At 71.2% G+C, this 21,033-nt stretch carries 11 protein-coding genes; 8 read left to right on the top strand and 3 right to left on the bottom strand.

The window, feature by feature from the left end; genetic code table 11:
* Window positions 1-29 precede the first annotated feature (29 nt).
* Window positions 30-1,580 carry a M28 family metallopeptidase gene (locus tag ACIA8L_RS51060; protein WP_395916732.1) on the bottom strand — a complete coding sequence of 517 codons (1,551 nt, stop codon included), beginning with the start codon at window positions 1,578-1,580 and terminating at the stop codon, window positions 30-32.
* A 266-nt stretch (window positions 1,581-1,846) separates the two neighbouring features.
* Window positions 1,847-2,254 (bottom strand): YybH family protein, encoded by a 408-nt coding sequence (locus tag ACIA8L_RS51055; RefSeq protein ID WP_395916730.1) that lies wholly within the window; start codon window positions 2,252-2,254, stop codon window positions 1,847-1,849.
* Window positions 2,255-2,510: 256 nt separating this feature from the next.
* Between ACIA8L_RS51055 and ACIA8L_RS51050 the strand changes: the two genes are divergently transcribed.
* The gene (locus ACIA8L_RS51050) at window positions 2,511-2,876 is read left to right on the top strand and encodes a VOC family protein (RefSeq protein ID WP_395916728.1); all 366 of its coding nucleotides are present in this window, start codon (window positions 2,511-2,513) and stop codon (window positions 2,874-2,876) included.
* Window positions 2,877-3,077: 201 nt separating this feature from the next.
* On the opposite strand, the gene ACIA8L_RS51045 is transcribed toward ACIA8L_RS51050, so the two are convergent.
* Window positions 3,078-5,153: an iron-containing redox enzyme family protein gene (locus tag ACIA8L_RS51045; RefSeq protein WP_395916726.1), complete on the bottom strand. Its 2,076-nt coding sequence runs from the start codon at window positions 5,151-5,153 to the stop codon at window positions 3,078-3,080.
* A 383-nt stretch (window positions 5,154-5,536) separates the two neighbouring features.
* Between ACIA8L_RS51045 and ACIA8L_RS51040 the strand changes: the two genes are divergently transcribed.
* From ACIA8L_RS51040 to ACIA8L_RS51010, 7 genes are read left to right on the top strand one after another with little or no spacing between them, the layout of a single operon-like run.
* On the top strand, window positions 5,537-6,511 hold the full coding sequence (locus tag ACIA8L_RS51040) for a fatty acid desaturase family protein (RefSeq protein WP_395916725.1): 975 nt from the start codon (window positions 5,537-5,539) through the stop codon (window positions 6,509-6,511).
* Between the two features lie 35 nt (window positions 6,512-6,546).
* Window positions 6,547-8,358 (top strand): SidA/IucD/PvdA family monooxygenase, encoded by a 1,812-nt coding sequence (locus ACIA8L_RS51035; protein WP_395916723.1) that lies wholly within the window; start codon window positions 6,547-6,549, stop codon window positions 8,356-8,358.
* The gene (locus ACIA8L_RS51030; RefSeq protein ID WP_395916722.1) at window positions 8,355-8,582 is read left to right on the top strand and encodes an MbtH family protein; all 228 of its coding nucleotides are present in this window, start codon (window positions 8,355-8,357) and stop codon (window positions 8,580-8,582) included. The genes ACIA8L_RS51035 and ACIA8L_RS51030 overlap by 4 nt, the downstream gene beginning before the upstream one ends.
* Entirely contained in the window at window positions 8,575-10,407 is a 1,833-nt protein-coding gene (locus tag ACIA8L_RS51025; protein ID WP_395916720.1) for an ABC transporter ATP-binding protein, read from the top strand. Before ACIA8L_RS51030 ends, ACIA8L_RS51025 begins: the two co-directional genes overlap by 8 nt.
* The gene (locus tag ACIA8L_RS51020) at window positions 10,404-12,197 is read left to right on the top strand and encodes an ABC transporter ATP-binding protein (protein ID WP_395916719.1); all 1,794 of its coding nucleotides are present in this window, start codon (window positions 10,404-10,406) and stop codon (window positions 12,195-12,197) included. The genes ACIA8L_RS51025 and ACIA8L_RS51020 overlap by 4 nt, the downstream gene beginning before the upstream one ends.
* A 46-nt stretch (window positions 12,198-12,243) precedes the next feature.
* A complete protein-coding gene (locus tag ACIA8L_RS51015) occupies window positions 12,244-17,238 on the top strand; it encodes an amino acid adenylation domain-containing protein (RefSeq protein WP_395916717.1) in 4,995 nt (1,664 codons plus the stop codon).
* Window positions 17,235-21,023, top strand: coding sequence for a condensation domain-containing protein (locus ACIA8L_RS51010; RefSeq protein ID WP_395916715.1), 3,789 nt, complete (start codon window positions 17,235-17,237; stop codon window positions 21,021-21,023). The genes ACIA8L_RS51015 and ACIA8L_RS51010 overlap by 4 nt, the downstream gene beginning before the upstream one ends.
* The last annotated feature ends 10 nt before the right edge of the window (window positions 21,024-21,033 follow it).

The raw sequence follows: 21,033 nt of genomic DNA, 5'->3' as shown, positions 1-21,033 counted from the left end.
ACGCCGGGGCAGCGATCGGTTCGAGCCGTTCAGCGGTCGTGGGCCCGCTCATGGCCCTGGTACGTGAACTGGTGCTTGTTCGCGGCCGTCTTCGCGTTCAACGCGCTCGTCTTCGCCGGGAAGGCGTTGCGGGCCTGGGCGAAGTACCAGGCGGCGTGCACGAGCGTGTTCTTGAACTGCTGCAGCGAGCGCAGCGCGTTGCCGCGCAGGCTCCTGGCCTGCTGCTGGGCCAGCGTCGGGTTCGTCGCGTACGTCTCCATCGTCGTGGCGGGGGGCTGGCCGGTGACCGTGGAGTACGTGTCGCAGGCCTCGTGGTAGCACGGGTCCAGTTGCTCGCCCTCGACGCCGCCGAACTTGGCGACCTGTTCGGCGGTCTTCGGGACCTCGGCGCCGGCGAACACGCCGCCCGCGGGAATGCCGCGGTTGACGAAGCCAACGTAGTCCGAGCGGCCGTCGAACGGGATCGGCTCGCTGACCATCCCGCGCTGGGACCAGTACTCGGTGAGCACCTTCTCGATCGTGCCGGAGCCCTCGGGCCCGGAGTTCTCGGAGCCGAACGTCGAGCCGTCGCCGTCGTAGACGAGGCGGGCGAAGTTCGGTGAGGCGATCATGTCGGTGTCGAGCAGCATGTCGATGCGCGCGACCTCGCGGTCGGACAGGTGGGCCGCGTAGTACTGCGAGCCGATCAGCCCGTTCTCCTCGCCGCCGAACCACAGGAAGCGGATCTTGTTGCGCGGCGCGGCGCCGGACTTGGCCAGCTGCTCGGCGAGCTCGAGCTGGAATGACGTACCGGATCCGTCGTCGTTGATGCCCGGGCCGGCCTCCACCGAGTCCAGGTGGGCGCCGAGCGCCACGACGTGGTTCGGGTCGCCGCGCCTGGTCTCGGCGACCACGTTCGGATACCACCTGTCCTCGTCGACGCCGTTGGTCGTGAGGTCGACGGTCGGGTTCTGGCCCGCCTTGTACGCGTTGTAGAGCTCCTGACCGACGGCGAAGCTCGACAACACCGCAGGCAGCGAGTACCCGAGCGGGGCCGAACGGAACATCGCGGGGATTCGATCCGGCGTACCGCCCTCGTTGAACACGATCACCCCGACGGCACCCGCCTGCACGGCGTTGGCCAGCTTCTGCGTGAACTGGCAGGTGCCGCGCTGGATCAGCGAGACGGCGCCGCTCGTGGCCGCGGGGAAGTCGGACATCTCACAGCCGGAGGTCGTGCCGCCGGGGCTCGGGATCACGATGTCGTCGGTCGGGACGACCTTGACGTTGGTCAGCGTCTTGGTCGGCGTGTGCTCGAACGGGATGTAGTCGACCGACGGCAAGCCGTCGTCCGCGGCCGTGCCGGCGGTGTAGGTCTTGCCGGTCGGCGCGACCTGCCGCAGCACGGGCGGCGCCGTCTCCCGCCACTCCGGCATGTTGAACATCTCGTAGTGGACGTTGTAGCCGGCCCGCTCCAGCGTGGACTTCACGTAGGCCGCCGACGCGAGGTAGCCCGACGTCCGCGTGGCCCGCGTGCCGCCGTTGCGGTCGGCGACGCGCTGCAGGTCCCGCTGATGCTCGGTGATCCCCTCCACCGTCACCAGCCGCTCCAGCCGTCCCGAATCGACGCCCGGCGGTCCCGCGGCTGCCGGTGACGCACTTCCAAGCGCAACGATGATGACGGCCGCAGCCACCAAACCGACCCGACGCATCTCGCCTCCCGTGTCCTGCATCATGGACAGCCACCGCGCCATAGGCGCATGTCTGTCACAACCTTCATCTATGGAAAACCTTCAGCCGCCTGATGGGTCCATCCGATGTGGACAGATGTAGGTCAGGCGGCGGTGCTGGCCCAGGGCAGCTCGGGTCAGGCCTGCTCGCCGTAGGGTGTCATCTGGAAGGTGACGAACCGCCAGTGGCGGTTGCTGTCGCGGCGCAGGACCTGGGTGGCCACGCCGGCGAGGGTGCGTTCACCGCCGTCGGGTGTTCGTATCAGGTTGGTGAGCGGGCCGGTCATGACCGCGACGTCGCCGATGAGTCGGATGGTGATCTCGCCGCGGGTGATGCGGAGGTAGGGCCGGCGGTTGGCGGTGTGCTCCAGCAACTGCGTCTTGGTGTGGGTGATGCCGTGCGCGTGGGTGTGCACGAGCGTGTCGTCGAAGAGGTCATCGAGTGTGTCCAGATCCACGTCGACGAGCGCTCGTTGCCGGCGTCGCTCGATGGCGTGCAGCTCCGTGGTCACCTGCTCGTCGGGTGGCTGAACCGTGGCGGTCATGCGTACCTCCTAAGCGCACTCATCCGGACGCTATCCAAGCGACCTGCCGGCGTGATGTCACAGGAAGCGGGGACGGAGTTCGCTCGTCGCGATTCACCTCCACGAGCGTCCGGTCGAACGTAGGCAACGTCGGCCGGACCGGCGCAGTCACCTGAACCGGGGGCCGTCACGGTGCCGCCGGAGCGACGAGAATGAGCGGGCGGAATTCGACATCAGGCGGACGGACCTGCAGATCAGCCAGGAAGGGTGTGGCCTTGTGGATTTCAAGCGTCGGACGATCGTTTTCGAGGCAGCCGATATCGAGACAGTGAGCGCGTTCTGGGCGGGACTCCTGGACGGCTCCGTCGAGGCGAAGGACGCCTGGCACAACGTCTGGGTCGACGGCGACTGGCACCTGGCGGTCCAGCTCGTGCCCGATCATGTGCCACCCGTGTGGCCCGACGGCGGACCGTCACAGCAGGTCCACCTCGACTTCTACCTCGAGGACCTCGAGGCCGCCCACGAGAAGGCGCTCAAGTTGGGCGGGCGGCTGTTGAAGGCGGTCGATGATCCGGCCGCACGGAAGGGGTTCCGGGTCTACGCGGACCCGGCCGGCCACACCTTCTGCCTCTCCTGGCCGTAGGGCGGCCAACGGATCGGTAAGCGGTGCGGAGCGTTCTGCGGGGACACCGCACCGCTTCGGCCTGGCGTCAACTTCTTGGCAACACAGACGAGTAGGCCCGAGCCGACGGCGGTCAGCATGATCGGGGCGGCCGTCGAGTTCAGGGCGCGGCACCTCGACAGCTGGCTTTTGCTGCGGCGGCCGCGACGGGGCGGCCGTCGCTCAGGTTTCGGCTCGGCGGGCCCCTTCGCGGGCCAGGAGTCCGGATGGTGCGTTCAGCGATCGGTATCCGGCCCGGATCCGGTCCCATGCGTCGGTGCGAGCCGTCGGCGCCTGCTGGGCCAGGTATCCGTCGACGGCGTCGGCCGCCCAGGCGGAATGGCCGGTCGCGACGTTGTCGATGGTGTTGTGGATGTCGACGAACGCGGTACTGAAGCCGTACTTCTGGAGCGACTGCCGGCCGCGGCGATAGTTGCCGCCGACCCCTGACAGCTCCATCGCCAGGTTCAGGCCGAGAATCTCCGGCTCGAACGTGCGCGGAAACCGGCCGATCGCCAACCAGTAGACCGGCGTATCGAACGACTGGTCCCGGAACCCGGACCAGGTCGCGAACTCCGGCGAGCGAGTCGGTGGGAGGTCGACGCCCATCTCCCGCATCACGGCACGGTAGATCAGCGGATGGTTCAGGCTCAGCTCGCCGTTGCCGAGCTCGTCCCAGTAGGTGTCGAACAGGAAGTGCCCGCGCTCGGAGGAGGCGAGCTGATAGTCGGTGTAGCCGGTCAGCCAGGCACCGTCGATCAGGGTGAGCGGCGCCAGTTGCACGCTCGAGTCGATCAAGTCGGCGCGGTCCGGCAAGGGATCGCCCAGGCCGTTGTGGAACTCCGTGTTGTGGAGGTCGTGCTGGTCGAGCAGCCAGGACCGCAGACCGTCCACCGGGTGCTCGTCCGGCAGTGACTGGGCGGACGACTCCATGCCCTGTCGGGACCGGGCGAGCCGCTCTTCCACGTATCGCAGCGCATACCGGCGGGTCGCCGGTGTGATCGTGCGCCGCAACAGACGGATGTATGCCTGGCGGATGTCCGCGGGAGCGTCGCCGTCATCGTGGGCGCTTGCCGAGGCCGGCCGGAGCATGATCCGCCGGGGCTGATGGGCGGGCGGTCGCCACCCTGCCCGCTGTGCGGGGTCCGCCGGCAGCGCGTCGATCCATCGCTTGATCGTGTCCAGTTCGTTGTCCGGGAATATCCGGAACATCCGGCCCTTGTGCGACACGAGCGGGCCGGTCAGGCGGCTGGCCTCGGAACTGCCCGGCCGGATGAGGCGACTGTTCGCCAGCGCGGTCAGGAACGGGATCGGGTCGGTGCGCGCCTCGGAGAGCCACTCCTGCAGCGGTCGGCCCTGCACGCTGAACCGGTCGTGATAGACGGACGCCTCCCTGGCCCGGGACCGCACGAGCTCCGCCATCTCGAAACCCGGGTCGCGAGCGGCGTCCAGCTCCTGGGCCACCTCGTCGCACCAACGTCGCAGCGCGCCGAACGCCCAGGCGAAGCCGCGCTCGACCGCGGTCGCGCCGGCCGTACCGGCTGATTCGACGAACGCGGCCGCCACGGCCCGAGCATCCTCGACCGGCGGCGGCCCGTCCGGCGTGCGCGCGCGGCTCGGATCCAGCGCGTCCCATCCGATCGCGTGCGGAAGCCGGGTCTGAACACCGTCGAGCGGCGGGAGCAGGCCGACCTCACGCAGGCAAAGGTCAAGACCAATGATCTCGCCCCGGTATGCGTCCGGGCGCCGGCTCATCGTCAACGCGACGGCCGGTAGGTAGAAGGACTGGTCGGCGATTCGGCGGTCCTGCGCCAGTTGGCTCGCCGGATGCGCATGCACGGCCACCCGGAGGTGTTGCATGAGCGAGAGGTAGACGCTGCCTCGGGACGCCCGCGGATGCCCGGCGCCGACGTCGCCCGCGAACAGGGAGAGCACCCCCATGGTGACCGCTTCCTCAGCGTTGCCCGGCTCGCTCATCCACTGCAGCCAGGCACCGGACAGCGAGGCCAAGGGAGCACACGCGAGGACCGCCCGGCGGACGAGCACATCGGCGCGGCCCTCGCGTTCCGCCGCGGCGAAGAGTGCCTCGAAGCGCGAGCGTTGCGTGGCGGCCCAGGCGGTCACCGACGGCCCGAGGTCGGCCAGCGGGACCCGCGAACCGCGATCGTCGGCGCAGCCGCGGTCCAACTCCGCAACGATCGCGTCCCGCAGGGCGTCGGGCAGTGGCGTGCTCTCGGGGTCACACGCGCGGGCGAACACCGTCTGGATCGGCAGCGCAGTCGGGTCGTCTACCGCCTGATCAGAACATCGGGTAGATGGACGCATCGCGCTTCTTCCTCTTCCTACGTCGAAAACCTGGCAACCGGCCGAACCTCCTGCCAAGAAACCTAACGCCGGGCCAGTGGGGGACTGTGTCCCGTAAAACGGCCCCCCGGCCGCGCCCATGGTCCGCGGAGCGGCCGGGCGCCGCGTCGCCGGTTCACGTGACTGCGCTGGACAGTCGGAGCTGCGTACGGTCGGTGTTCACGAGCGACGAGCGGCATTCACCCGGGTCGAACCGCCTCACGGATCGGGCCCGCCGAGGTCAGCCGGCAGGCGTGCCCGGGCTTCGTCGAAGAGGACTCGGGAAAGGTGACGGTGAGATGATCGACCGCGAGCCCGGACGGATATGGCGCAACAGCCCGGTCGACGCCATCCTGGTCGGGATTTGCATCGTGCAGTTCACAGGGACGATCGCGCTGGCCGTGCTGACGCCGGACGGGCTGTGGCCGCGGCTCGGCTCGGCGATCCTGGTCACCGCCATGATGACCTACTCGATCCTCATCGTGAACCACATGTTCGTGCACCAGCCCTGGTTCACCGACAACCGGCTGAACGCGCTCGTGTCGTTGATGAACTCGGCGAACATCGCGCAGTCGGTACAGGCGTACCAGTTGAGTCACGTGCGCAACCACCACCGGTACAACAACGACCGCAAGCGCGACGGGGTCACCGCCGACCTCAGCTCCACGTACCGATACAGCCGGGACGACGACCACGCCCCGCTCTGGCGGTACCTGGCCTTCAGCCTCGCAGCCTCGGCCCGGGACTTTGTGGGCACCTGGGCGTCCTTGCGCCGGTTGTGCGGCGTCGGCCCGGCGGAGACCGCGATGCGAGGGTGGGCCGCCCGGCACCCGGAGCGGCGCGCGGCCGAGCTCGCCCAGGTCCGCTACGACCGCTTGGCACACCTGAGTTTCATCGTGCTGCTCGCCGTCCTCTCGTGGCAGTGGCTGCTGCTGTGCTACCTGCCGGCGGTAGCGGCCGCGTTTACCTGGGTCAACGTCCAGAACTACTACCGGCACTTCGGGGCGGAGCCGGAGAGCCGGTACGCGAACTCCGTGAGCTACTACAGCCGGCTGTACAACCGGCTGACCTTCAACGACGGGTACCACCAGGAGCACCATCTGCGCCCCACGACGCATTGGACCCGGCTTCCCGCGGTCGCGGCGCAGTATCAGGAGCGGCTCGACGAGGCCGGTCGTGTCGTGTCCACGGTGCCGCCTGTGATCGGTTTCCTGGACACCGGTCGCATTGGTCGCATCGCCGAACGCTCCGCAGCGGCCCGAGCCACCCAATGAACCAGCCGGGCAGACGTCGAGGAGGGGAGCGGTACGTGCGGAATCTCGGCACGCCGGATGACCCGTACGACGTGCTGGGGCTGGGCTTCGGACCGTCGAACATCGCACTCGCGATCGCTGCCCAGGAGATCGCGCCGGATCGCAGCTGCCTGTTCCTGGAGCGCTCCGGCGAGACGCGCTGGCACGAGGGCATGCTCATCGACGGCGCCCGGATGCAGATCTCCTTCCTCAAGGACCTGGTGTCCCTGCGCAACCTGGAAAGCCCGTTCACCTTCCTCCAGTACGAGAAGGCCAAGGGGCGGCTGGAGAGGTTCGTGAACCTCGCCGAGTTCCGGCCGACCCGGCTGGAGTTCCAGGACTACCTGAGGTGGGTCGCCGCACAGTTCGCCGGCGTGGTGCGCTACCGCTCCGCGGTCCGCGAGGTGACCGCGGTCCGCGACGATGACGGCACGCTGTCGCTGTTCCGGGTGACCGCGACCGACACCGCGACCGGCGGCGTCGTCGAGTACCACGCCCGCAACGTTGTGCACGCGCTCGGCGGCGTACCCCGTTTGCCGGAGGCGGTGACGCTCGGCCCGACCGTGGTGCACTCCAGCGCGTTCCTGCCAACGGTCCCCGAGACGTTCACCGACCGCGACCGCGAGTGGGAGTTCGCGGTCGCCGGCGACGGGCAAAGCGCCGGCGAGATCACCCACTACCTGCTGGATCGGTACCGCAACGCCCGCGTGGACCTGATCCTGCCGGGGTACTCGCTGCGTGCCACCGACAACAACCCGTTCGCGAACGAGCAGTTCTTCGAAGCCAACGCCGCAGACTTCTACTCCCGCAACGAGGCGAACCGGCGCGACTACTCCGCCGGCCTGCGAACCACCAACTACGGCGTGGTGGAGGCGAGTTTTCTCGACGAGCTGTACCGGCTGGTCTACGCCGACGAGGTCCGCGGCCGCACCCGCCTCGTGGTGCACGACGGCTCCCGGCTGACCGGGGTGGAGGCCGGGGCCGACGGCACGGGCATCCGGATCGGGGTCGACGCCCGCTTCGGCGGCGGGGCCCGTGTGCTCCGAGTCGACGGCCTGGTACTGGCCACCGGGTACCGGCGCGAACTGGACTCGGTGATGTACCGCGACGTCCTTCCCTACCTGGACACCGACGCCGATGGCGGACTGGCGGTTTCCCGGGAACACCGCGTGCGCACGACCGACGAGCTGACCTGCGGCCTGTACGTGCAGGGCTTCGCCGAGGCGACGCACGGGCTCGGCGACACGCTGTTGTCGCTGCTGCCCTTCCGGTCCAAGCAGATCATCACAGCCATCGCCAAGGACGGTGGTTCGCTGGCGCGCGCGTTCCCGCCGGCAGGGCACGACGCCGGGCCGGCCGCCGCGACGCTGGTGGCGCTGATCGAGCGATGCGGCTCCGGAACGCTGGTGAGCGCCGGTGCGGGGGAGTTCCCGGTCGCGACCAGGCTGCCGCTGGTGCTGGATCGCGACCGCGGTCGCAACGGCGTCCTGTCCGGGGCGCTCGACCGGACCGATTCGCAGCTGCCGCTGCTGGACGGCGGCAAGGTGCTGGTGATGTTCCAGCCGGACGGGGCACCGCCCGGCGAGCCGCAAGTCGGGGACTCGATGGTTATCGACGTTCGCGGATGCGCCCGGGTGGTGACCGACCGGGACCGACTTGTGGCGCACCCGGCTCGCGTCGACCCGGCGGATTCCGGGCCGGCCGCACGCGCCGGCGGTTCGGTCCGGATCGAGATCGAGATCGAGGCCCTTTCCAGCCGGTTCCCCCTGTCATCGGAGCCGCGTGCGGCCCCGGCCGAGAGCGAGAGCGAGAGCACGAGGCAGTCATGACCGACACCGACGAGATGTACGTGGTTGTCCGCAACGACGAGGAGCAGTACTCGATCTGGCGGTCGGGTCGGCCGGTACCGGCCGGGTGGGAACCGGTCGGCGAGCCGGCGTCCCGGGATGACTGTCTGGCGCGCATCGGCGAGTTGTGGACGGACATGCGCCCGGCCAGCCTGCGGGCCGCCATGAGCGCCTCTGCTGCGGAGCAAGGGACGCACAGTGGCTGAGCCAGAGGAGGAAGTGGCGGTAGTGGATCAGCAGCCGGCCGCACGGCCCAACCTCCTGCGCCGGTCGGGCACGTTGCTGCTCGCCGCCTTCCGCGCCCATCCGGGTCCAATGAGCTGGGGGCTGGTCGCCTCGATCCTGTACGGAGCGGGACTGACCGGCTGGTCCGTCGCGCTCGGCGAGCTGGTCAACCGCGTGGTGATACCGAGGTTCGAGGGCGGCCAGGTGGCCACCGGAACCGCCCTCGCCGTGGTCCTGGTCGTGCTCGCGATCGGCGTGGTCAAGGGCACGGCCGGGCTGATCCAGCGATGGACCACCACCGCCACCCGGGCCCGGTTCGATGCCACCCTGCGGGTGGCCGTGGTCGAGCGGTACGACGCGCTGCCGATGGCCTACCATCGGGCCCACCCGACCGGCGAGAAGCTGGCGCACGTCACCACCGACCCGGAGGCGGCCGCGGACCTGCCGGCCCGAGTGCCGCAGGTACTCGGCATGTTCCTGATGTTCCTGGCCACCGCCGGCTGGATGCTGGCGGTGGACCCGATCCTGGCATTGGTCGGCGGTGCCTCGATCCCGGCGCTGTTGCTGGTCAACTCCGTGTACCAGAAACGGGTCGAAGCGCTCGCCGTGGAAGCCCAGGAACGGCTGGGGCGGGTGACTGCGGTCGCCCACGAGAGTTTCGACGGCGCGTTCCTGGTGAAGACGCTCGGCCGGGACCGCGCCGAGCGGGACAGGTTCGGCGCCGAATCGGAACGGCTCCGCGATGCGAATATCAAGCTGGCCGGTCGGGAATGGCTGATGAACGAGCTGTTCGATCTGATTCCGGCCGCCACGTCGCTGATCATCCTGGTGGTCGGGGCGTGGCGGGTGAACAGCGGCGCGATCACGGTCGGCAACCTGGTCAGCTTCGTCAACCTGTTCGCCCTGCTGGCGGTACCTCTCAGCGTGATCGGCAACGTGCTGGCCCACGTGCCGTACGTGCTGGCGGGGTACGGCCGGGTTCAGAAGGTGCTCGGCGAGACGCCACCGCCGGCTTTGGTGGATCCGCAACCGCTGCCGAACGGTCCGCTCGGCCTCCGCGTCCGCGGTCTCGGCTTCGCCTACCCGGACGGCCCGGTGGTCCTTGCCGATGTGAGCTTTGACGTCCCGGCCGGCGCGACGGTCGCGATCACCGGGAGCACCGGGTCGGGTAAGAGCACGCTGCTGCTGGCGCTGGCCGGCCTGCTGCCCCCGACCGGCGGGACGGTGCTGCTGAACGGGGTCGACCTGTACCGGGTCGCCGCAGCCGACCGGACGGCGGCCTGTGCGGCGGTTTTGCAGGAGCCGTTCCTGTTCGCCGGCACGCTGGCCCAGAACGTCCGACTCGACTTCGACCGTGACCCATCGGAAGCACCCGCGGACGCCGACCGGGAGCGGCTGGACGAGGCGCTCCGCCTCGCCCGGGCCACCGCCATCGTCGAGCGCCAGCCGGACGGGCTGGCGACTCGGGTCGGCGAGCGTGGGGTAAGGCTGTCCGGCGGCGAACGACAACGCCTCGCGCTGGCCCGGGCCCTGTTCCGTCGGCCCCGGGTGCTGTTGCTGGACGAGGCCACGTCCGCGGTCGACGCGACCACCCAGCAGGAGATCATGAGCGGGCTGGCCACCGGCCTGCCGTCCACCACCACGATCGTCGTCACCACCAGCGCCGCGACGCTGGCCCGGGCCGACGCGGTCGTATACCTCGACAGCGGCCGCGTGGCCGGTGTCGGCGCCCATGCGGACCTGCTCCGGATCGACGACTACGACCGGCTGATCCGGGGATTCCAGCGAGAGCAGGTAGCGGCATGAGTGCGTTCGTGGTCGACCCCGACGGTGTCGCCGGGTCGACGCCCGCGGTGCTTCGGCGCGGCTTCGCCTCCATCCCGGAGATCCGCGACGGCCTGGCCCTGACGCTCGTCCTCGCACTGGTCGGCGGGTTCGGCCGGCTGGCCATACCGATCCTCGTCCAGCAGCTCCTCGACCGGGGACTCAGCACCGGACACATCGACGTTGGCCAACTGGTTCGCCTGGGCGCGCTGGCGGGGGTGGCGGTATTGGGCACCGCCCTGGTCAACTGGCTGAGCCTGCTGCGCCTGGCGACCGCCAGCGAGCGCGCACTGTGCGGGCTGCGGGTCCGCGCTTTCGGCCACGTACACCGGCTCAGCGTGGCGTACCACTCGGCCGAGACGCGCGGGAAGCTGGTGTCCCGGGTGACCTCCGACGTCGGGACCCTCAGTCAGTTCCTGCAGTGGGGCGGCATCGCCTGGGTGGTGAACGGCGCCGCTATGCTGGCTGCTCTCGTCGGCATGCTGTACTACGACGTCTGGCTGACGCTTGTCACAGTTGCGCTGATCGTGCCGCTGGTCGTCCTCATCCACGTGCTGACCAAGCGCCTCGGGCCCGCGCACTCCGCGGTCCGGGGCCGCGTCGCCGATGTGCTCACGGTGACCTCGGAGACGATCCAGGGCGCGGCCGTCATCCGCGCCTACGGCATCACGAAGCCGAGCCTGCGGCGGACCACGGCGGCCATCCGCCGCTGGCGGGACGCGAAGGCCCGCGCCGGCTATCTGGGCAGCGTGCTGTTCTCCCTCGCCGACCTGTTCGCCGCGATCGTGGTGGTCGGCGTCGTCGCGGTGGGCCTGGCGATCGGTCCCTCGACCGGGCACACCGCCGGCGATCTGGTCGCGTTCCTCCTGCTGGTGATCATGTTTCTGGGGCCGGTGGGGCAGTTCACCCAGGTCATCGACTTCACGCAGAATGCCGTGGCCGGCTGGCGACGGGTGCTGGCACTGCTGGACATCGCCGAGGACGTCACCGAGCCGGTCGACGGCCGGCAGCTGCCGGCCAGCCCGCCGGCGGTGGTCGTACGGGATGTCACCTTCGGCTACCCGGACGCCGGCACGGCCCTGACCGACGTGTCGTTCGAGGTGCCGGCCGGTCGCCAGGTCGTGCTGGTCGGCGCCACCGGATCGGGCAAGACGACGCTGACGAAGCTGATCGCCCGGCTGGCCGACCCTGATCGCGGCCACATCCTGATCGGCGGCGTGGACGTACGGGAAATCGCGACCGAGTCGCTGCGCTCGCGCGTGGTGGTCGTGCCGCAGGAACCGTTCCTGTTCGACACCACGGTCGAGGAGAACGTCCGGTACGGGCGACCGTCTGCCACCAGTACCGACGTCGAGCGGGCCTTCCACGATCTGGGTGCGGCAGCGTTCCTCGCCGGCCTGCCGCACGGCCTGGACACCCCGGTCGGGGAGCGCGGCGAGAGTCTGTCCGCGGGCGAGCGGCAGCTGGTCGCGCTGGCCCGCGCGCACCTGGCCAACCCGGCCTGCCTGATCCTCGACGAGGCGACCTCGTCCGTGGACCCGCGGATCGAGCTGACGCTCATCGAGGCGTTGCGCCGGCTCACCGCGGGCCGCACGTCGTTGACCGTCGCGCACCGGCTGGCCACCGCCGAACGGGCCGACGAGGTGATCGTGCTCGACGGCGGCCGGCTGGTGGAACGTGGCCGGCACGACGAGCTGCTCGCGGCGGGCGGTGTCTACACCGGCTTGTACGACAGCTGGCGGCGATCCACGGCCGTCGGCACGGTCGCCTGACCCGAACGCATTGCATCTCTACAGCACGGAAGGAGGTAGGCGATCGATGTCCGATCTCTGCGTACATCAGTTGATCGAGGCCCAGGCGGCGCGCACCCCGGACGCGCCTGCGATCATGTCCGGTGACGGTGTCCTGAGCTTCCGCCAGCTCGACGAGCGGGCCGGCGAGCTGGCCGACCGGCTCGCCGTGCGCGGCGTGCGGCCGGAGGTCCGGGTCGGGGTCGCCGTCGAACAGTCCGCCCGCTGGCTGGTGACGGTGCTCGCGGTGTGGAAGGCCGGTGGCGTCTACGTTCCGCTGGACGCCGCGCTGCCCGCCGGGCTGGTGGCGGGGATGCTTGCCGACGCCGAGGTGGAGCTGGTGCTCCGCGGTGGACCGGAGAGAACGTTCGACGGTGCCGGGTTCTCGGTGGTCGACCTGGCCGACCTCATGGCCGAACCGGCCGGCTCGGCCGAACCGGACCCGACTGGTGCCCGGCCGGCGCTGTGGCCCGGCAATCTCGCGTACTGCGCCTTCACATCAGGCTCGACCGGCCGGCCGAAGGCCGTCGGGGTCTCGCATGCCAGCCTGGCCGAACACGCCGCCGCGATCCGGGCGGAGCTGGGCCTGCGGTCGTCCGACCGGTTCCTGCAGTTCACGTCGATGCACATCGACGCCTCGCTGGAGGAGGTGCTGCCGGCGTGGCTGGCCGGCGCCGCGGTCGTGCTGCCGGACACGCCCCGTCCGACGAGCGTCGAGCTGACCGACGTGATGAAGGCCCGCGGCGCGACCATCGTGAGCCTCCCGAGCAACTACTGGCACCAGTGGGCGGACGACCTCGTCGCCGGGATCGTGTCGCTGCCCGACAGCCTGCGCACCGTGTTCGTCGGCGGGGACAAGCTGCGGATGGACCGGCTCGCCCTCTGGATGGAGGCTGTCGGCTCGCGACCCGTGGACTTCGTCGCCGACTACGGGCCCACTGAGACCACGATCAGCTGCACCACCTACCGGCCGGATCCGGCGAACCTGCCCGACGTCGCACTCGTGCCGATCGGCCGACCACTGCCCGGGGTGACCGTACACCTGCTCGACGACGAGCTGGCGCCGGTGGCCGACGGGGAACCGGGGGACGTGTGGATCGCCGGCTTCGGGCTGGCCCGCGGCTATCTGGGTGCGCCGTCCACCACCGCCGACCGGTTCTGGCCGGACCCGTTCGGGCCGCCCGGCGCCCGGATGTACCGGACCGGTGACCGGGCCGACCGGCTGCCGGACGGGAACCTGCAGTTCCTCGGCCGGTCCGACCGCCAGGTCAAGATTCGCGGGTTCCGGGTCGAGCCCGGCCAGGTGGAGAACGCGGTGCGGGCCTGTGCCGGCGTACGCGACGCCGTCGTGGTCGCGGCCGACGACCCGGTTTCCGGCGCCCGGCTGATCGCATACGTCGAGGGGGAGCACACGCCGGCCGCGGACGCAGCGCTCCGCGCCGAGCTGGCCGACCGGCTGCCCGCCGTCATGCTCCCGCGGACCATCGTCTGGCTGGACCGGATCCCGCGGTCCCCGCTGAACAGCAAGGTGCTGCCGTCCGAGCTGCCGCCACCACCACCCGCCGACCCCGCCTTGGACGGCGGGGGCGAGCTCGACGCGGCCACGTCCTCCGGTGTGGAAGGCGTCGTCGCGCGACTCGTCGCCGGCGTGCTGGGTCGGCCGGCCGGCGCCGACGAGGACTTCTTCGCGGCCGGCGGCGACTCCCTGCGCGGTCTGCAACTGCTCAGCGGCATCGCCCGGGCCACCGGTGCGGCTCTGTCGTTCAACGAGCTGCGCTCGGCCCCGACCGTGACCGCCCTCGCCGCGCTGGTCAAGGGGACCAGCCGGCGGGACACCGGCGGCGGAGTCGTCGCGGCGTCCGGCGAGCACGACGAATGGCGGCCGGCCTCGCGCGGCCAGGCCGCGCTGTGGTACCTGGACCGGCTGCAGCAGGGTGTCGCGACCTACGCCGTACCCCTCGGATACTGGATTTCCGGACCGCTCGACATCGAGCGGATGGATGCCGCGCTCACCGCGCTGGTGGAGCGGCACGAGGCGTTGCGGACCACCCTCGCGGAACGGGACGGCCGCGTCTGGTCCCGGCTCCAGCCGCCAGAGCCGGTCCGTACCGAGGTGCGATCCGTCGCCGACCGGGCGGCCGCGGCGCGCCTGGCCGAGGCCGAGGCGGCCCGGCCGTTCGACCTGTCCGCCGGACCGCTGGTGCGGTCCTGCTGCTACCGGGTCGACGACGAGCAACACCTGTGGTTGCTCGATGTGCACCACAGCGTCTTTGACGCATGGTCGCTGGGAGTGTTCTGGCGCGAGTTCGCCGCGCTGTACCAGGACCGCCCCCTGCCTTCGCCGTCCGTGCGGTTCGCCGACTACGTGGCCTGGCAGGAGCGCTGGCTGGGCTCGGCGGAGGCGGCCGAGCAGCGGCGGTACTGGGTGGAGCAGCTCGACGGCGACGCGCCGGTGCTGGAACCCGGTCGGCCGACCGGGGCGGAGGGGCAGGCCGGGTTCTCGATACCGCTCGAGCTCGCCGGCGTCGGCCTGGCCGCGGTGGAGCGGGTGGCCCGCGCTTATGGATCTACTCCGTTCGGCGTGTTGCTGGCCGGCTTCCTCGCCACGCTGCACCGGATGACCGGCGGCGCCGACGACGTGGTGGTCGGGGTCCCGATGGCCGGCCGGGTCCGGCCCGGTACCGAGGACCTGATCGGCTACCTGGTCAACACCGTGCCGCTGCGGATGCGATTCACCCCCGGCATGCGCTTCCGGGACCTGGTGGAGCGCACCGACGCGGCGGTGGCCGAGGCGCTTTCCCGGCAGGACCTGCCGTTCGTGGAGATGGTCGGCGGTGTTTCCCCCGGCGGGGCCGACAACCCCGTCTTCCAGACCATGTTCGTCTTCGAGTCCACCCCGATGGACGGCGGCGGCGAGATCGACGGCCTGCACATCACCGAGCAGGTGATCCACTCCGGTACCGCCAAGGTCGCGCTGACCTGCACGATGCGGCTGGACGACGGGACGCTGGCCGGCGAGGTGGAGTACGCCACCCGCCGGTTTGACCGCCCGTCCGCCGGCCGCTGGCAGGAAGCCTTGTTGACGCTCCTCGAATCGGCACTGGCGGACCCGTCGGCCCGGCTGGCCGAGCTGCCGCTACTGCCGGCCGCCTCGGCCACCGCCCAGCTGGCCGCGATCAACGCCGGCCACGAGGAACGCGGCGCCGCCCGGACGCTGCTGCACGATGGTTTCCACGCCGCGCTGGCCCGGGACCCGGACGCGGTGGCCGTGCAGGCGTGGACGAGCTCGGTCAGCTACGCCGACCTGGACGCCCGCGCCGAGGCGGTGGCGACCGCGCTGGCGGCCGCTGGCATCGGGCCGGAGTCCTTGGTCGGGGTGTGCGTCCCGCGCTCGGTGGAGTCGATCGCGGCGCTGCTCGGGGTACTGCGCGCGGGTGCCGGCTTCGTACCGCTGGATGCCGGCTACCCGGCCGACCGCCTGCGCTGGATAGCCGCCGACTGCGAGATGGCGGCGGTGATCGCCGCCGGGCCGCCGCCGGCCGGGCTGGAGGGCCTGCCGATCGTCGACGCGGCCGCGCCGATCGTCGACGCGGCCGCGCCGGACCGGAGTCACCGTCGGATCCATCCGCGGAACACGGCCTTCGTCTACTACACGTCCGGGTCCACGGGCCGGCCCAAGGGCGTCGTCATCGACCACGGCTGCGCGGCGTCCCGGGTGGAGTGGATCGCCCGGCGGTACGAGCTCGAGCCGGGCCGACGAGTCGTGCACAAGACGCCGTTGATCTTCGACGTCGCGATCTGGGAGATCTTCGCGACGCTCGCCGCCGGCGCCACCGTCGAGCTGGCCGAGGCGGGCTCGGAGACGGACGTGCCGTACCTGGCCGAGCTGCTCGCCACGCCGGGCACCGTGCTGGCCCACTTCGTACCGTCGATGCTGGACATGTACCTGGCCACCGTTGCGGCCACCAAGTACCCGGACCTCGGCTGCGTGCAGACCTCCGGCGAGGCGGTGCCGGCGGCGCTTCTGGAGCGGTTCGTCGCCCACTTCGATCTCGACCTGCACAACGCGTACGGCCAGACGGAGACCTCGGAGGTCGCGCTCTGGACCGGGCGCGCCTGGCCGGCCGGCTGCGGCGTCCCGATGGGCCGGGCGGTCAACGGCTACCGGCTGTACGTGCTGGACGAAGCGCTCCGGGCGATCCCGCCGGGCGTGGTCGGCGAGCTGTACGTCGCCGGCGTGGACGGCCTGGCCCGCGGCTACCTCGGACAGCCGGAGCTGACGGCGCAACGGTTCCTGCCGCACCCCTGCCCGGTGGTGCCGGGGGAGCGGCTGTACCGCACCGGTGACCTCGCCAGCGTGGACGACGACGGCCTGCTGCACTACGCCGGCCGGGCGGACAACCAGGCCAAGGTCAGGGGCGTGCGGGTGGAGCCCGGCGAGATCGAGGCGGTGCTGGACAGCCACCCGGCGGTCGAGCGGGCGGTGGTGGCGATCCGGGAGGACGAGCCCGGCGTCAAGGAGATCGTGGCCTATGTGGTCGGGCCGGACGCCTTCATCCCCGAGGTTGCCGAGTACCTGGCCGGGTACTTGTCCCAGTATCTGCTGCCGGCGGTGTACGTGAAGCTGGATGCCCTGCCGCTGACCCCCTCCGGCAAGGTGGACCGGCAGGCGCTGCCCGTTCCCACCGTCCGGGACCGGGAGGCCCGGACCGGTGTCTCGGAGGTCACGTCGGTGATCGAGGCGGAAGTCGCCGCGGTGTGGTGGGACCTGCTGCAGGTCAACCAGGTCGGTCGCAACCAGAACTTCTTCTCCGTCGGCGGCACCTCACTGTCGGCCCTGCAGATGCTGCACCGAATCAAGACCCGGTTCGGGATATCGATCACCGTCCGGCAGTTCTTCGACGCACCGACGATCGCAGGCGTGGCCAGGTACCTGGAGACGGCGCTGGCCGCCGAGGTGGCCACGATGTCCGACGACGACGTCGCCGAGCGGCTCGGCGATACGGGAGGGGTAACCCGATGACCACGTTGGACGCGAACAAGCAGCGGCTGCTCATGAAGTTGCTGCGCGAGCGGGCCACCGTGGTCGAAGTGCCGCGCATCACCCCGGTGCCGCCGGGTACCGCCGTTCCGCTCAACCCGCCGCAGGCGGGGATCTGGTTCTCCTGCCGGCAGTACCCGGACAGCAGCGAGTACAGCATTCCGGACCTGCAGGTCATGGAGCGGGCGCTGGACCATTCGACACTGCGCGCCGCCACGGCGGAGCTGATGGCCCGGCACGACATCCTGCGAGTGCGGATGTTCGAGCGCGACGGTGTCCCGATGCAGCAGGACTGCGGCCTGATCGAGCCGCCAGTGACCTGGCACGACCTGCGGCACCTGCCGGCGGACGAGGCGGCGGCGCGCGCCACCGACATCAGCAACCGGGCCGCCCAGCGTCCGATCCCGCTCGACGAACCGTGCTTCTTCACGATCATCGGATTCGCGCTGCCCGGCGAGCGCACCATGCTGGCGACCAACTTCCACCACCTGGTCGCCGACGGACTCTCCCGGGAGCAGGCCGTCCGGGAGTTGAACGCGTTGATCGCCGGCCGGACACTCGACCCGCCCCCGCCGGTCGGCTTCCTCGACTACGTGGCCTGGGAACGCGAGAACACCGACGAGGCGAGGGTCCAGCGCGACCTGGCCTACTGGACCCACAATCTGACCGGCCACCTGCCGGTGCTGGACCTGCCGAGGGACCATCCCCGGCCGGCCCGAGCCAGCCGGGCCGCATCCACCGTGCCGGTGACGATTCCCGGTTCGTTGCTGACTCGGCTGCAGCGGCTGGCGGCAGACGACGGGGTCACCCTGTTCGTTGTCGTCCTGGCCGCGTACAAGCTGTTCCTGGCCCGGATGGCGGGGCAGCGGGATATCCTCGTCGGCGTCCCGCTGGCCGGCCGGGACCAAGAGGTCGCCGAGTCGATGGTGGGCTGCTTCGTGAGGACGATGCCACTGCGCACCGACTTGTCCGGCGACCCGACGTTCCGCGAGGTCGTCCGCCGGGTGCACGAGGCATTCCTGGAGGCCCACGACCATCAGGCCGTACCGTACGCCCGGGTGGTGGCCGAACTAGGGCTGCCCCGGCTGTCTGGGGTGCACCAGGTGTTCCAGACCATCATCACGCTGCTGCACCCGGTCGGCGGCTCGGGCCGGGCGGCCGAGAAGAGTGTGGCGCTGAACACGAACGCCATGCCGGTAGACCTGGCCCTGATCCTGCACCCGGACGGCGACGCGCTCGACGGCATCATGTTGTACTCGGGCGACCTGTTCGATCGGGGGACCGCGCTGCGATACGCAGGTGCCCTCGAGCGTCTGCTGGCCGCGGCCGCCGAGCGGCCGGACGCGCGAGCGTTCGAGCTGCCGCTGCTGTCGCAGGCAGAGCGGGAGCGCGTGCTGCACAGGCTCAACCGGGACGTCCGGCCCGACGTCGCGTACCGCACGCTGGCGCAGCCGTTCGAGGAGCAGGTCCAGCGCGCCCCGGACGCGATCGCGGTGCGCGATGCCGAGGGCCAGGTCAGCTACGCCGAGTTGAACGCCCGGGCCAACCGGCTGGCGTGGTTCCTGCGCGACACCGGGATCGGTCCGGGAAACGTCGTGGCGCTGTACCTTGCCCCCGGGGTCGACCAGACGGTCGCGCTGCTTGCCGCGGCCAAGGTCGGCGCCCCGTACGTGACGCTCGACCCGGAGGAGGGCCGGCTCGGGGCCATGCTGGACGATGCCGCCCCGGCTGCGGTGATCGTTGACGGGTCGACGGCGGGCCGCGTGCCGGCAGGACCGTGGCCGGTGCTCTCGTTTGCGGAGTCCGGCCGGTGGGCCGGGACGCCCGCCGACGACCTGCCGGTCGAGGCGGCTGGGCACGACCTGCTGTGCCTGCGCTACGCGGCGCACGCCACCGACCGGCCGGCCGCGATCGCCTACCCGGTCGAGGGGGCGCTGGCCGAGCTGGCGCGACTGCAGCACGACCATCCCCTGGGTGCCGGCGACGTGGCGCTCCTGGCGACGCCCGAGGACTGCTTCTGGCCGCTGTCGCAGGGCGCGACGGTCGCGTTGGCGCCGCCAGCGGTGTACCGGGACCCGCGGCGGCTGGCGGACCATGTGGAGGCATACGGCGTCACGACGCTGTCGGTCGTGCCGTCGATGGTGCCGGACGTGGCCGGGTTCCCGGGCGACCTCGTCGCCGGCTACGGGCCGGCCGAGACCGGACGGGTCACCGACCAGGGCCGGCCAGCCGGCCACCGTGCCCTCTACGTACTGGACGAGGCGCTGGCGCCGGTGCCGATCGGCGTGGTCGGCGAGCTCTACGTCGGCGGCGAGATCGGCCTCGCCCGCGGATACCACCGGCGGCCGGCGCTGACCGCGCACCGGTTCGTGGCCGACCCGTTCGCTGCCCCCGGCGCCCGCATGTTCCGCACCGGCGAGCTCTGCCGGCACCGGGAGGACGGCGTGCTGGAGCACCTTGGCCCGATCGACCGGCAGGTCCGGATCCACGGCCTGCGCGTCGAGCCGGCCGAGATCGAGGCGGCCTTCACCGACCAGGACGGCGTGTGGCGCGCCGTCGTGACCGCGGCGCCGGACGGCGGCCTCGCCGCCTTCGTGGTGCCGAACGGGGAACGTGAGCTGTCCGGGAGAAGACTCGTCGACGGCGCCGCTGCGCGGCTGCCGGAGTACCTGATGCCCGCCACCGTCACGGTCGTGGAGGAGATCCCCCGCGGGGCTGGCGCCGAGATCGACGTGGCCGCGCTGCTCGACCTCCGGAATCGCGACACGGAAGCTGACCGCATCGACGCACCCGAGACCGAGCTGGAAACGCGGCTGTTCGGGATTTTCTGCCGGATCCTGCGCCGGGACTCGGTCTCGGTCACCGAGAGCTTCTTCAACATGGGTGGCCATTCGCTGCTGGTCTTCAAGCTGATCGAGGAATGCGCGAGCGAGTTCGGGCTGAAGCCGAGCGTCCTGGACGTGTTCACCGGCCCGACGGTCCGCGCGCTGGCGGCGACGCTGGGCGCGATGCGACCTGCGGCGGGCGTGGACCCGCTGGTGAGCCTGGTCGAGCACCCGGGCGCGCCGCTGGTGGTCTTCGTGCACGCCGCGAGCGGTTCGGTGCTGCCGTTCTACCAGGTGGCCAAGCGGCTCGGGCGGGAGTTCGCGGTGTACGCGCTGCAGTCGCCGCCGGACGTTCCGCCGGCGTCGATCGAGGAGATCGCGGCCCGCTACGTGGACGAGGTCGACGCGGTCCGCGGCGTCGCCCCGGTCGTGGTCGCCGGCTGGTCGATGGGCGGCGCCGTGGCGCTGGAGATGGCCCGCCGCTGGTTGCATCGCAACGAGCGGGTCGCCGCGACCCTGCTGCTGGACACCTGGGCGCCGCCCGCGTTCATGTCCGCGGCGGCGGACGCGGCCCGGGTCCGGGCTTCGGTCCTGGCGCTGGACGTGCTGCGCCTGGAGGGGGCCGACGCCACCCCGGCGACGCAGGCCGAGCTGGCCGAGACCGTCGAACGCAACCGCGCGGCGTTCCTCGACTACCGGCCGGAGTACTACCCGGCCGAGGTGGACCTCCTGCGCGCGAGCGACCCGCTGCCCGCCGACGCGCCGCCGTTCCCGGCCGGCTACATGGACGGCGACCGTGGCTGGTCCGCCGTCGCCGCCGAGGTGACGACCGTCGAGATCAAGGGAAACCACCTGAGCCTCTTCGACCAGGAGCACGCCGACCAACTGGCGGCGGCGATCAGCGCCGCGATCGCCCGGCGGATAGGCTACGAGGAAATCTGAGCGCGGCGCT

The sequence above is a fragment of the Dactylosporangium sp. NPDC051541 genome (genome assembly GCF_044454505.1).
Taxonomy (GTDB): Bacteria; Actinomycetota; Actinomycetes; order Mycobacteriales; family Micromonosporaceae; genus Dactylosporangium.
The sequence above is the reverse complement of the archived record's forward strand: the minus strand, read 5'-3'. Positions and strand labels throughout refer to the sequence as shown.

Coding starts and splice junctions, on each gene's coding strand:
- ACIA8L_RS51020 (WP_395916719.1), top strand. CDS start 10,404: ATGAGTGCGTTCGTGGTCGACCCCGACGGTGTCGCCGGGTCGACGCCC.
- ACIA8L_RS51015 (WP_395916717.1), top strand. CDS start 12,244: ATGTCCGATCTCTGCGTACATCAGTTGATCGAGGCCCAGGCGGCGCGC.
- ACIA8L_RS51030 (WP_395916722.1), top strand. CDS start 8,355: ATGACCGACACCGACGAGATGTACGTGGTTGTCCGCAACGACGAGGAG.
- ACIA8L_RS51010 (WP_395916715.1), top strand. CDS start 17,235: ATGACCACGTTGGACGCGAACAAGCAGCGGCTGCTCATGAAGTTGCTG.
- ACIA8L_RS51040 (WP_395916725.1), top strand. CDS start 5,537: ATGATCGACCGCGAGCCCGGACGGATATGGCGCAACAGCCCGGTCGAC.
- ACIA8L_RS51055 (WP_395916730.1), bottom strand. CDS start 2,254: ATGACCGCCACGGTTCAGCCACCCGACGAGCAGGTGACCACGGAGCTG.